The organism is Pseudomonas sp. Hp2 (assembly GCF_006386585.1).
GTDB classification, from domain to species: domain Bacteria; phylum Pseudomonadota; class Gammaproteobacteria; order Xanthomonadales; family Xanthomonadaceae; genus Pseudomonas_S; species Pseudomonas_S boreopolis.
Window position 1 is genome coordinate 21,568 of the sequence record NZ_VAHJ01000010.1, and the last position, 12,741, is coordinate 34,308.

Below are 12,741 nucleotides of genomic sequence, written 5' to 3' on the forward strand. Positions count from 1 at the left end.
TCCTGGTCCGCAACTGCTTGGGGACCTTCGATCCCGTCAAGGTGGCCGGCTTGTCGGCCGGCATCCTTGGCCGCTGGAAGATGGCGTTCGCGCGATGCTGGCTGGCGGCGACGAAGATTGATCCGGTATACGCGATCCCATACGGGCGTTGCCGGCGCCTTCAGGCCGGCTCGTCCGGGATCAGCATGCTCTCCAGGCGCGCGATGCAGTCCTTGAGCTGCAGCTTGCGCTTCTTCAGCCGCTTGATCGCCAGTTCGTCGGACTGCGCGTCCTCGATCATCGCGGCGATGTGCGCGTCCAGTTCGCGGTGTTCGATCCGCAACCGGGCGACGCGTTCGGCGATGTCGGCGGGGGTCAGGGTCTCCACGCGGCGAGCATACACACCTGCCGCGGACGCCGTCACCGCCACTGCCAGCGGAACCAGGCCTGGACCGATTGCCCCGGCAGCAGGCGCGCGTCCGGTTGCAGGTTGAAGGCGTCCGGCGGGCCGGTCTGCGGTTCCACGCAGGTGGCATGGCCGGGCTCGTCGTAGACCACCCAGTGCCGGCAATCGGAGCCGAGGACCAGTTCGCCGCCGCCGCGGTGGAGGCGGACCGGGCCGGGATGGATGAAGCAGTCGTCCCAGGGGCCCGCGGAGGGCGCCACTGGCGGCCGCGTGGCAAGGCCTTCGCGGTCGCGCGGATACATGGCCTCGGGCACGAAATCCAGGCGATCCGGCTTGCGGAACCAGGGGTGCCACCCGATCACCGGCAGCGGCATCGCGCGCTGCACGGCCTGCATCGACATCGTGAGCAGCAGGCCGTCGTCGTGCAGTTCCATGACCTGCGTGGCCACGCCGCCGAACGGCCACTGCTCGTCCTCCGGCAGCGCCAGCGACAGGCGGCACCGCGCCGCCGTGTGCGACTCGACCCGCCATGGCCGCAGGAAGCCGACGCCATGGATCGCATGCGCGCCGAAGGTACGCGGCAGCCGATAGTCGTGACCGTCGAAGCGGAACGCGCCGTGGCGGATGCGCCCGGCCCACGGCAGCATCGGATAGCAGCCCCAGGCGATGGCGGCGGCGTTGCCCTCGTCGTGGCCGACCAGCCACGGCGTGCCGTGGCGGTGGACCTGGGCGATGCGCCCACCGGCCTCGGGCGCCACCTCGACGGCGATCGATCCGTGGCGGAGCTCCAGCAGCGCGCCGGGAGGGAGCGCGCGCTGGGCGATGTCGACGTGCATCGGTCTCAGCCGCCGTACGGATGCAGGGTACGGATGCTGCCGTCCTCTTCGTAGAAGATCTCGGCGACCTTGACGTTGCGCAGGTGGGTCAGCCCGCCGGACAGGATCGAGTCGTGGTAGTAGAGCCACCAGCGCCCGCCGAACTCGAGGATGGAGTGGTGCGTGGTCCAGCCGACCACCGGCGTGAGCAGCACGCCCTTGTAGGTGAACGGGCCGTACGGGCTGTCGCCCACCGCGTAGCACAATAGATGGGTGTCGCCGGTGGAGTACGACAGGTAATAGCGGCCGTTGTAGCGATGCAGCCACGGCGCCTCGAAATAGCGGCGGGCGTTGTCGCCGGCACGCAGCGGCTGCCCGTGCTCGTCGAGGATGAGCACCTCGCGCGGCGGCTCGGCGAACCGCTTCATGTCGTCGGCGAGGCGGCCCACGCGCGGGCCGAGCGCCGGCTCGTCGGCGGCCGGCTCGGCAAGCGCCGGGTCGTAGCGGTTGTCGCGATAGTGCTGGAGCTGTCCTCCCCACAGGCCGCCGAAGTACAGGTAATACGCGCCGTCCTCGTCGGCGAACACCGCCGGGTCGATCGAATAGCTGCCGGCGATCGGTTCCGGCTCGGGCACGAACGGGCCTTCCGGGCGCGGGCCGCTGGCGACGCCGATCTGGAACAGGCCGTCCTCGCGCTTGGCCGGGAAGTAGAGGTAGTAGGTGCCGTCCTTCTCCGCCGCGTCCGGCGCCCACATCTGCCGGTGCGCCCACGGCACCTGGTCCAGGTGCAGGGCCACGCCGCAATCGACGGCTTCGCTTTCCGGCGAGTCCTGCCGGAAGACGTGGTAGTCCTCCATCATGAAGTGATCGCCGTTGTCGTTGAAGCCGACCCCGCGCTCGATGTCGTGCGACGGATAGACGTAGACCCGTCCCTCGAACACGTGCGCGGAGGGATCGGCGGTATGGATGTGGGTCACCAGCGGCGGCGACAGGGCGCTGGCATTGAGGGCTTTCAGGCGTTCGGGATCGAGTGGTTCGCTCATGGGGGCGTGCGGTGGTGGGAGGATCAAGCGGTGGCGCGGCGTGCGTCCAGTTCCTGTTCGATGCGGCTTTCCATCCGCTTGTCGATGCGGTACAGGGCCAGCAGGGCGATGCCGGCGAGGAAGGGCACGGCGCTGTAGAGGCTGACCGTCAGGCGGATGCCGTGCGCCACCTGCGGCGACTGCACCGGCGCGGCGGCGTCGTAGCCGTAGCTGGCGAGGATGGCGGCGACCAGCGCGCCGCCGATGCTGAGGCCGACCTTGAGCCCGCACAGCATCGCCGAGAAGATGATCGCGGTGGCGCGGCGGCCGGTCTTCCATTCCGAATAGTCGGCGACGTCGGCGATCATCGCCCACAGCAAGGGCGTGGTGATGCCGTAGAAGAAGCCGTGCAGGATGTAGGCGAACACCACCGCCCAGATCGCCTGCGGGGTGAAGAACCAGAACGCCAGCAGGCACAGCGTGGCCAGCAGCAAGGCGCCGGCGAACACGTTGCGCTTGCTGAAGCGGTCGGCCAGCGGCTTGGAGAAGCCGATGCCGACGATCATGAAGATGATGCCGGCGGCGCTGAACAGGCTGAACGCCGAGGTCGCCGGGTCTTCGGGCCAGTGCAGGCTCTCCAGGCCCATGCCGGTGAGCATGGCGTCGATGCCGGCGATCAGTCGGTGGAGGCCTACCTGGTCGATGAAGCCGGCGAGCGCCTGCGGATCGAGGTAGTACTTGAAGTAGTAGACGTACATGCCGCCCTTCAGGGCGAGCGTGACGAACACCAGCACGGTGAGCGCGAGCATCACCCGCCACGGCCCGTTGCCGGCCAGGTCGAGCAGGTCCTGGCGCACCGAGGACGTTTGCTCCGGGTGCGGCACGATGCGCTCGCGGGTGGAGAAGAAGGTGATCAGGAAGAACACCGTGCCTATCGCCGCGAACAGCGCCATGGTGTGTTCGAATCCCTTGGCCTTGTCGCCGCCGCCCAGGATCAGCACCAGCGGCAGCAGCAGCACCTGGATGATGAACTGCGCGATCATCACCGCGACGAAGCGGTACGAGGACAGGCTGTTGCGCTGGGCCATGTTGCCGGTGAGCACGCCGCTGAGGGCGGCGTATGGCAGGTTGTTGGCCACGTACACCAGCATCAGCAGCGTGTAGGTGGCCAGCGCGTAGACCACCTTGCCGGTCTCGCCCAGCGACGGCGTCGAGAACGCGAGCAGCGACAGCGCGCCGAACGGCAGCGCCGTCCATAGCAGCCAAGGGCGGAACTTGCCCCAGCGGCTGCGGGTGCGGTCGGCGACGAGGCCGATCAGCGGGGTGAACACGAACGCGCCCAGCAGGCCCACCACGAAGATGATGCTGGCGGCGGTACCGGCGGGTATCCGGTAGACGTCGGTGTAGAAGAACGCCAGGAAGGTGACCAGGGTCTGGAAGATCAGGTTGGCGGCCAGGTCGCCCAGGCTGTAGCCGACTTTCTCGCCGATGGAGAGGGTTTGGGTGCGATCGTTCATGGAAGCCGGCAGTGGGGGGAAGTCATCCTTGGGAGCCCCTCTCCGCGGAGAGGGGCCGTCGATCCTAGAACGAGCCGCGGAGGCCCAGCATGATGGTGCGGCCGGGGTCGTAGATGTCGTTGACCGCGTTGTCCCAGTAGAAGTTGGAACGGCGCGCCTTGCCGGCGATGTTGATCACGTTGAGGGTGATCTGCGGCGAGGACTTGATCCACGGCAGCGTGTAGCTCGCCGACATGTCCCATTGCCCGCGCGACTCGCCGATGATCTGCGCGTACGGGATGCCGTTCTGGTTCGGGCCGGTGCCGATCACCGAGTCGGTGTGCGTGTACGACACCCGCGCCGAGAAGCCCTTGTTCTCCCAGTACGCGGTCGCGTTCCACAGCTTGGGCGCGATGCCGTACAGGTTGCCGCTGAGCTTGTCGGCGTCGTCGCCGTCGGCCGACAGGTTGATGTCGGTGTAGTTGGCCTGGATGCCCAGCCCGTCGAACACGAAGTCCAGCGGCTGCACCCAGATCACTTCCCAGCCGCGCACGTTGAGCGTGGCGTTGGCGTTGACCTGCTGCGAGACCGCCACCAGCGCGCTGTTCGGGCCGCCGCGCGAGTTGATCGCGCTCTGCTGGACCGCGTCCAGTTCGTCGAAGGGGATGCCCAGCTGCGAGAACGGCATCGTGGTGGTGCCGAGGTAGGTATAGCCCTCGATGCGCTTGTTGAAGAAGGTCAGGCCGACCATGCCTTCGCCGCCGGTATACCACTCGCCGCCCAGGTCGAGGTTGGTCGAGGTGTACGGCTTCAGGTTGGGGTTGCCCTGCGTGGCGAGGTCCGCGGTCGGCCAGCTGAGCGAGGTGGCCGGCAGCATCGAACTGGGATTGGGCCGGGTCATCGCGCGCGAGGCGGACATCCTCAGCACCACGCTGTCGGCCACGTCCCAGGCGGCGCTGAACGACGGCAGGTACTCGTCGTAGTCGCCCTTCAGGGTCTGCCAGCGGCGCACGCCGCCGAGCGTGACCGGGCCGCTGATCTCCTGCTTGGTGGAGGCGTAGCGCACGCCGGCGTTGAAGCGCAGCAGGCGGTCCAGTATCTCGGTCTCGCCGTTCATCTCGATGTAGGCGGCCCAGGTGCGTTCCTCGAGCCCGCCGGTGGAGGCGCCGGTGTTGGGACCGGCCGATTCGGGCGCGTCGTCGCGGTACTGGTAGTAATCGGTGGCGCGCTTGAAGGCGTCGAAGTCGGCGGTGATGAAGCCGTACGGGCCCGGGCGCAGGTACTGCGCCAGTTGCGCGTCGGACACGGTCGACAGCACGTACGTCTGCCAGGCCGTGCTGTTGTCGAAGCCCTGGATGCGGCGCATGTTCTCGTCGTAGGCCACGCCGACCTTGACGTTGCGCTTGTCCTCGCCGAGCTGCAGGTCGGCGCGCGCGCCCTTTGTCTCGGTCACGCGCTTCTCGTTCTGCACGTTGACGCGGCCGCCGGTCCAGGTCCAGCCGATGTTGGGATCGTTGAGGTCCAGGTCGGTGGTCCAGCGCGGCACGCCGCCGTCGTTGGTGTACTGCACGGTGGTGTAGGGCGAGTTGACCAGGATGGTGGGCGACTCGCGGAACATCCAGCTGCGGGTGGCGTTGGCCTGCACGTCGAGCTTGACGTTGCCGTCCGAGCCGAACCAGAACGTGCCGCCGGGGTTGACGCTCCAGTACTTCACGTCCTCGATGTACGGGCGCGCTTCCAGGAAGAACTGCGCGTTGGCGAACGTGGCGTCGGTGACCACGCCGTTGCCGTCGACCTGCATGTCGATCGGGATCATGCCGTTGGCGGCGAAGTTGCGGCCGACCAGGTTGACGTCGATGCGCTCGTTGGTGCGGTGCGCCTTGGTGAACATCGCGTCCAGGTAGAAGTTCATCCGGTCGTTCGGGCGCCACTCCAGCGAGGCGATCGCGCCGTCGCGGTCGCGGTCGCCGGACATGTGCACCGGGCGGCCCAGGCGCGGGATCAGCGCCTCGCTGATCTGGTCGATGCTCAGGCCGGGGTTCAGCGCCAGCAGCATGTCCTTGTCGATCACCGCGCCGGGCGTCAGCCCGGCGCCGATGGCCGATGCGTTGTCCGGTACCGTGGTGGGGATCAGCCAATTGCCGCCGCCGCCGACGTTGCACGCGGCCGGGCGGCCGGTGTTCGGATCCGTGCCGGCCGGCGCGGCCAGGCCGCACTGGGTGTAGCTGAGGCCGGGATTGGTCCAGCCGACGGTCTCGTAGCCTTCCACGCCGATCTTGCCGCGCGTGGAGGTGACGCCGACGAGCACGCCGAAGGTGCCTTCGCTGTTGGTCCAGCTGCCGATCGCCGAGCCCAGCGGGGTGACCTTGTCGCTGATGTCGTTGTAGCTGCCCTGGATCTGGTAGGTCAGGTGCGTGCCGGGGCGGTCGAACGGGCGCGCGGTGCGCATGTCGACCACGCCGGAGATGCCGCCTTCGACCAGGCTGGCCTTGGGCGTCTTGTTGACCGTGAGCTGGGTGAAGAACTCGGTGGGGAACAGGTTGAGGTCGACCTCGCGGTTCTGGCTCTGGTTGTTCAGGCCGATCGAGGCGGTGGCGACCGGGTTGCCGTTGATCACGGTCTTGGTGAAGCTGTTGGGCAGGCCGCGGATGGCGATGTTCAGGCCCTCGCCGTTGACGTCGCGTTCGAGCTGGATGCCGGGAATGCGGTTGAGCGACTCGGCGATGTTGGTGTCGGGGAACTTGCCGATGTCCTCGGCGAACACCGAATCGGTGAAGCCGGTCGAATCGCGCTTGGCGTCGGTGGAGAACTGGATGCTGCGGCGATAGCCGGTGACCTGCACCTTGTCCAGGTCGGTGACGCCGGATGGCGGGGGCGAGGCCGGCTGCGCCTGGTCGGCCGGTGCCGCCTGTTGCGCCAGGACATGGCCGCTCGTGCCGGCGAGCAACGCAATGCTCAATGCACGCGCGAGCGCGCTGACGTTCAAGTGCTGCTTCACCTCACTCCCTCCGGATTGGTGACCTGCGTGCCGCGAGCCGCCCATGTCCCCTATGCGTGGATGCAACGCGCATCCGAAAAACCGGCTCTTGACGGTGCGGCGGATGATAGCGCTATCACCAGGAGCGTCACGCTGCGCAGCAGCAAACGCGATCGCCGGGGCTGCCGCGACCGGGGAATGACAGCGCTGCCATGAGCCGCCTGGACGCAAGGACGAAAATCCCCGGGAAAACCGATATCGACGGCATGCGCGACGGAAATCGCGATCCTCGCCGTCGCTTCATACGGACCACGTGACTGCGATCCTGCAGCTTCGCTGCAGTGCAGATGGTCCGCGCAGGGTGGCTGTGATAGTGATAGCGCTATCAACGCGTGGCCCGGCCGCGCCCCCCGGGGAGACGAGATGGAACAGCGTGCGAGCGGTGTTGCCGAGGTGCGGTCGAGCGAGGCGCCGCCGCGCGTCGGCCGCTATCGATGGCGCATATGCGCGATGCTGCTGGCCGCGACCACCATCAACTACATCGACCGGCAGGTGCTCGGCGTGCTCGCGCCGTTCCTGCAGGAACACATCGGCTGGAACGAGATCGAGTACGGCTACATCGTCACCGCCTTCCAGGCGGCGTACGCGCTGGGCCTGCTGTGCGCCGGCGCGGTGATCGACCGGCTCGGTACTCGTGTCGGCTACGCCATCGCGATCGGCGTCTGGAGCCTGGCGGCGATGGGCCATGCACTGGCGGGCAGCGTGATGGGCTTCGCGCTGGCGCGGTTCATGCTCGGGCTGGGCGAGGCCGGCAATTTCCCGGCCGCGATCAAGACCGTGGCCGAATGGTTCCCGCGCCGCGAGCGCGCGCTGGCCACCGGCATCTTCAACTCGGGCTCCAACATCGGGGCCATCGTCGCCCCGCTGCTGGTGCCGGTGGTGGCGGTGGCCTGGGGATGGCAGGCGGCGTTCCTGTGCACGGGCCTGTTGAGCGCGACCTGGCTGGTCGCCTGGCTGCTGCTGTATCGCGCGCCGGAACGGCACCCGCGGCTGTCGGCGGAGGAGCTGGCGCACATCCGCAGCGATCCGCCGGAGCCGGCGGTGCGCGTGCCATGGGCGCGCCTGCTGCGCCACCGCCAGGCCTGGGCGTTCGTCGCCGCCAAGTTCATCACCGACCCGATCTGGTGGTTCTTCCTGTTCTGGCTGCCCAAGTTCCTGCACGCCGAGTACGGCCTCAGCCTGCTGGGCCTGGGCTTGCCGCTGGTGGCGATCTTCCTGCTGGCGGACGTGGGCAGCATCGCCGGAGGCTGGCTCGCCGGGCGCTTCATCAAGCGCGGTTGGAGCGTCAACCGCGCGCGCAAGGGGGCGATGCTGGTGTGCGCGCTGTGCGTGGTGCCGATCGTGTTCGCCGCCAGGGCCGACGACCTGTGGGTGGCGGTGCTGCTGATCGGGCTGGCGACCGCCGGCCACCAGGGCTGGTCGGCCAACGTGTTCACGCTGACCTCGGACATGTTCCCGCGCCACGCGGTGGCTTCCGTCGTCGGCATCGGCGGGTTCGCCGGGGCGGTGGGCGGCATGATGATCGCCACCTTCACCGGCTTCCTGCTGGAAACCACGGGCAGCTACGTGCCGGTGTTCCTGATGGCGGGATCGGCCTACCTGCTCGCGCTGCTGGTGGTGCACGCGTTGGCGCCGGCGCTGGAACCGGCGCGGCTGGAAGCGCGATGAACATGCGCAGGAACGGCACGTGCCGCGATGAGGAAGGTCCTGTCGCGGCGCGCGCCGCCCCTGCGGGAACGAGGGACGACTTTCCGAGATGACGATGCCTGCCTACCGCGCCTGGATACTCGCTTTGCTCCCGCTCGCGTTCGCCTCGTGGGCGCCGCCCGCGCAGGCGGCAGCGCCCGACGAAGCCCGCTGCAACGAACCGGCCGCGGTATGCGAGCGCGCCGTCGCCGGCGCGCTGCCGTTGATCGAGCGCGGCCATCCGGTCGCGGTCCTTGCCGACGCGGGCGATTTCCCGGGCGTGCTGCGCGCCGCGCGCGACCTGCGCGACGATCTGTCCAACGTCGCCGGCCTGGAAGCGGTGTTCGCCAACGACACCGCCGCGCCGCTGCCTGCCGCGATCATCGCCGGCACGCTGGGCCGCAGCCCGCGCGTGGACCGCATCGTGCGCGAGAGGAACATCGACACGCGCGGCGTGGCCGGGCGATGGGAAGCCTATCTGCTGCAAGTGGTGGAAAACCCGGAACCGGGAATCGAACGCGCGCTGCTGATCGCCGGCGCCGACAAGCGCGGCACCATCTTCGGCCTCTACGAGCTGTCGCGCCGGCTCGGCGTGTCGCCCTGGCAGTGGTGGGCCGATGTGCCCGTGCCGAGGAAAGCCGCGGCGTACGTGGCGCCCGGCCGCTTCGCCGATGCGCCGGCGGTGCGCTATCGCGGCATCTTCATCAACGACGAGGACCCGGCGCTGGGCGGCTGGATGAAGGCGACCTACGGCGGCCCCAACCACCGCTTCTACGAGCGCGTGTTCCAGTTGCTCCTGCGGCAGAAGGGCAACTACCTGTGGCCGGCGATGTGGGGGCGCGCCTTCTACGACGACGACCCTCGCAATGCCGAGCTGGCCGACGAGTACGGCGTGGTGGTCGGCACCAGCCACCACGAGCCGATGATGCGCGCGCACGTGGAGTGGAAGCGCTACGGCGGCGGGCCCTGGGACTACACCCGCAACCGCGAGGCGCTGCAGGCGTTCTGGCGCAAGGGCATCGAGCGCATGGGCGACCGCGAAGGCGTGGTCACCCTGGGCATGCGCGGCGATGGCGACGAACCGATGTCCGAGGGCACCGCGATCTCCCTGCTGGAGGGCATCGTCGCCGACCAGCGCCGCATCCTCGCCGAGGTCACCGGCAAGCCGGCCGAACGGACCCCGCAGGTGTGGGCGCTGTACAAGGAGGTGCAGGACTACTACGACCAGGGCATGCAGGTGCCCGACGACGTGACCCTGCTGTTCGCCGACGACAACTGGGGCAACCTCCGCCGCCTGCCGAAGCCGGGCGAGATGCGGGCGGGCGGCTACGGTGTGTACTACCACTTCGACTACGTCGGCACTCCGCGCAACTACAAGTGGCTCAACACCACGCAGATCGAACGCACCTGGGAACAGATGAACCTGGCCTGGTCGCATGGCGTGCGGCAGCTGTGGGTGGTCAACGTCGGCGACCTGAAGCCGATGGAGTGGCCGATCAGCTTCTTCCTCGATCAGGCATGGAAGCCCGAGGCGATGACCCTGGACCGGCTGGTCGCCTATCCGGCGCGCTGGGCCGCCGCGCAGTTCGGCGAGCGCCATGCCGAGGCGATCGGGGAGATCCTGACCCGCTATGCGCAGTACAGCGCCCGCCGCACGCCGGAACTGACCGATGCCACCACCTGGGACCTGGCCAGCGGCGAGGCCGACCGCATCGAGGCCGAATGGAACGCACTGATCGCCCGCATGGACGCGGTGAAGCGCGAACTTCCGGCCGACGCCCATGATGCGTTCTTCCAGCTGGTCGAGTACCCGGTGCTGGCGCTGTCGAACCTCGATGCGATGTACATCGCCCAGGCCCGCAACCGGCGCGACGCCGCGCTGGGACTGGCCTCGGCCAACCACTGGGCCGACGAGGTGCAGCGACGCTTCGAGCGCGATGCGGAGCTGCAGCGCCGCTACGAACAGGACATCGCCGGCGGCAAATGGCGGCACATGATGTCGCAGCCCCGCATCGGCTACACGAGCTGGCAGCAGCCTGACCGCAACGTGCCGCCGGCGGTGCAGCGGGTGGACGCGAAGGCCGCGGCGGCCCCGCCGGCCGTGGCACCGGCCGTGCCGGCATGCGCGATCCCGCCGCAGGCGCGAGGCTTCGTCGAGTGCCACGGCATCGTCGCGGTCGAGGCCGAGCACCATGCGCGCGCCGTGGGCGGCGACGGCGTGGACTGGATCACGATCCCGAACCTGGGACGCACCCTGTCCGGCGTGACTTCCTGGCCGCAGACGGCGCCGGAGTCGCCGCTGTCGGCCGATGGCCCGCGCCTGGAGTACCCGTTGTGGCTGCGCGGCGCCGGCGAGGTCGAGGTGCGCGTGACCGTGTCGCCGACGCTCGATTTCCGCGGCGGCGAGGGCCTGCGCTTCGGCGTCTCCCTCGGCGACGAACCGCCGCAGGTGGTGCGCATGGCGCTCGAGCCCGCTCCCACCGGTGCCGACACGCCGGCCAAGGTCGCCTGGACCCGAGCGGTGTCCGAGCGCGCCTACGTAGCCGTGACCCGCCATCGCGCCGCGGCCGGGGCGCAGACCCTCAGGTTGTGGCGGATCGACCCGGGCGTGGTGTTCCAGCGCGTGGAAGTGCTGCGCGGCGGCGCGCGCGACGACAGCCACCTCGGTGCGCCGGAGAGTCCGGAACGCTGACCTTCCCTTCCCGTTCCCGTCAGGGCCCTGCCCGGGACGACGGACCGACATGCGACGATGCCCCGAATGAACGCCAAGCCCCTCCATCTCGACGAGAACCGCCTGTTTCCTTCCGATCCGGTCCAGCGCGGCATCGCCCGCCGCCTGTATGCGCAGGTCGCGCGGTTGCCGATCGTCAGTCCGCACGGGCATACCGATCCGGCCTGGTTCGCCGAGGACGCGCCGTTCGCCGATGCGACCGAGCTGCTGCTGGTGCCGGACCACTACGTGTTCCGCATGCTGTACAGCCAGGGCGTGGACCTGGATGCGCTCGGCATCCCGCGTGCCGACGGTTCGCGTGCCGCGGTCGATCCGCGTGCGGCGTGGCGGGCGTTCGCCGAGCACTACCACCTGTTCCGCGGCACGCCGTCCTCGATGTGGCTCAACCACGTGTTCGTGGACGTGTTCGGGCTGGACGTGCGGCTGGATGCCGGCAGCGCCGATCGCTACTACGACACCATCACCGCGGCGCTGCAGACGCCGGCGTTCCGCCCGCGGGCGTTGTTCGAGCGCTTCAACATCGAGGTCATCGCCACCACCGAGTCGCCGCTGGACGAGCTGCGGCACCACGCCGCGATCCGCGACAGCGGCTGGAAGGGCCGCGTGATCACCGCATACCGGCCGGACCCGGTGGTCGACCCGGAGCACGAGCGGTTCCCGGATGCGCTGCGCCGCTTCGGCGAGTTGACCGGCGAGGACGTGCACGACTGGGACGGCTACCTGCGCGCGCATCGCCAGCGACGCGCGTTCTTCGCCTCGATGGGCGCGACCTCCACCGACCATGGCCATCCCAGCTGCGCCACCGCCGACCTGCCGCCGGCGCAGGCGCGCGCGCTGTTCGCCAAGATCGTGCGCGGCGATTTCGACGCCGCCGAGGCCGAGCTGTTCCGGGCCCAGGTGCTGACCGAGATGGCGGCGATGAGCCTGGACGACGGATTGGTGATGCAGATCCACCCGGGCTGCTTCCGCAATCACAATCGCGGCCTGTTCGCGCGCTACGGCCGCGACAAGGGCGCGGACATCCCGTTGCGCACCGAGTACGTGCAGGCGCTCAAGCCGCTGCTCGACCGCTTCGGCAACGAACCCGCGTTCAAGCTGATCCTGTTCACGCTCGACGAGAGCACCTATTCGCGCGAGCTGGCGCCGCTGGCCGGCCATTACCCGAGCCTGCTGCTCGGCCCGGCCTGGTGGTTCCACGATGCGCCGGAAGGCATGTGGCGTTTCCGCGAGCAGACCCTGAGCAGCGCCGGCTTCTACAACACGGTCGGCTTCAACGACGACACGCGCGCGTTCCTGTCGATCCCGGCGCGGCACGACGTCGCGCGCCGCATCGACTGCGCGGTGCTCGCCAAGCTGGTGGCCGAGCACCGGCTCGACGAGGACGAAGCGGCCGAGGTCGCCGTCGACCTGGCCTACCGGCTGCCGAAGCGGGCCTATCGGCTGTGAGATCGCATCGAAGGACGGCAGGAGCGGCTTCTTGTGGGAGCGGGTCTAGGTGGCCTAGGGCCATCAGCCGCGAAGGGGCTTTCATGCAGCTCCTTCTGCAACAGCCTGCACATCCATGTGCAG

8 protein-coding genes are annotated in these 12,741 nt (G+C 69.1%); 3 read left to right on the forward strand and 5 right to left on the reverse strand.

The genetic code is table 11. The features are described from left to right. Positions 1-160: 160 nt before the first annotated feature. From FD678_RS19735 to FD678_RS19755, 5 genes are all read right to left on the reverse strand, one after another. Positions 161-367 carry a YdcH family protein gene (locus FD678_RS19735; protein ID WP_140727957.1) on the reverse strand — a complete coding sequence of 69 codons (207 nt, stop codon included), beginning with the start codon at positions 365-367 and terminating at the stop codon, positions 161-163. A gap of 32 nt (positions 368-399) precedes the next feature. Beyond that, positions 400-1,221: an aldose epimerase family protein gene (locus tag FD678_RS19740; protein ID WP_140727958.1), complete on the reverse strand. Its 822-nt coding sequence runs from the start codon at positions 1,219-1,221 to the stop codon at positions 400-402. Positions 1,222-1,226: 5 nt separating this feature from the next. Then, positions 1,227-2,243 carry a glycoside hydrolase family 43 protein gene (locus FD678_RS19745; protein WP_140727959.1) on the reverse strand — a complete coding sequence of 339 codons (1,017 nt, stop codon included), beginning with the start codon at positions 2,241-2,243 and terminating at the stop codon, positions 1,227-1,229. 23 nt (positions 2,244-2,266) lie between these two features. Next, positions 2,267-3,739 carry an MFS transporter gene (locus FD678_RS19750; protein ID WP_140727960.1) on the reverse strand — a complete coding sequence of 491 codons (1,473 nt, stop codon included), beginning with the start codon at positions 3,737-3,739 and terminating at the stop codon, positions 2,267-2,269. 64 nt (positions 3,740-3,803) lie between these two features. Further along, complete coding sequence (locus tag FD678_RS19755; protein WP_218569892.1) at positions 3,804-6,716, reverse strand: TonB-dependent receptor; 2,913 nt, start codon at positions 6,714-6,716, stop codon at positions 3,804-3,806. 402 nt (positions 6,717-7,118) lie between these two features. On the opposite strand from FD678_RS19755, the gene FD678_RS19760 reads away from it, so the two are divergent. From FD678_RS19760 to uxaC, 3 genes are all read left to right on the forward strand, one after another. Then, positions 7,119-8,423, forward strand: coding sequence for an MFS transporter (locus FD678_RS19760; protein ID WP_140727962.1), 1,305 nt, complete (start codon positions 7,119-7,121; stop codon positions 8,421-8,423). A gap of 94 nt (positions 8,424-8,517) precedes the next feature. Continuing rightward, the gene (locus FD678_RS19765) at positions 8,518-11,133 is read left to right on the forward strand and encodes a glycosyl hydrolase 115 family protein (RefSeq protein WP_140727963.1); all 2,616 of its coding nucleotides are present in this window, start codon (positions 8,518-8,520) and stop codon (positions 11,131-11,133) included. A gap of 66 nt (positions 11,134-11,199) precedes the next feature. Next, the gene (gene uxaC, locus FD678_RS19770; RefSeq protein WP_140727964.1) at positions 11,200-12,618 is read left to right on the forward strand and encodes a glucuronate isomerase; all 1,419 of its coding nucleotides are present in this window, start codon (positions 11,200-11,202) and stop codon (positions 12,616-12,618) included. Positions 12,619-12,741 lie beyond the last annotated feature (123 nt).

Bases quoted from the DNA above. Each gene is read 5' to 3' on its own strand.
- FD678_RS19740 (WP_140727958.1), bottom strand. From the start codon at position 1,221: ATGCACGTCGACATCGCCCAGCGCGCGCTCCCTCCCGGCGCGCTGCTG.
- FD678_RS19745 (WP_140727959.1), bottom strand. From the start codon at position 2,243: ATGAGCGAACCACTCGATCCCGAACGCCTGAAAGCCCTCAATGCCAGC.
- FD678_RS19750 (WP_140727960.1), bottom strand. From the start codon at position 3,739: ATGAACGATCGCACCCAAACCCTCTCCATCGGCGAGAAAGTCGGCTAC.
- FD678_RS19760 (WP_140727962.1), top strand. From the start codon at position 7,119: ATGGAACAGCGTGCGAGCGGTGTTGCCGAGGTGCGGTCGAGCGAGGCG.
- FD678_RS19765 (WP_140727963.1), top strand. From the start codon at position 8,518: ATGCCTGCCTACCGCGCCTGGATACTCGCTTTGCTCCCGCTCGCGTTC.
- uxaC (WP_140727964.1), top strand. From the start codon at position 11,200: ATGAACGCCAAGCCCCTCCATCTCGACGAGAACCGCCTGTTTCCTTCC.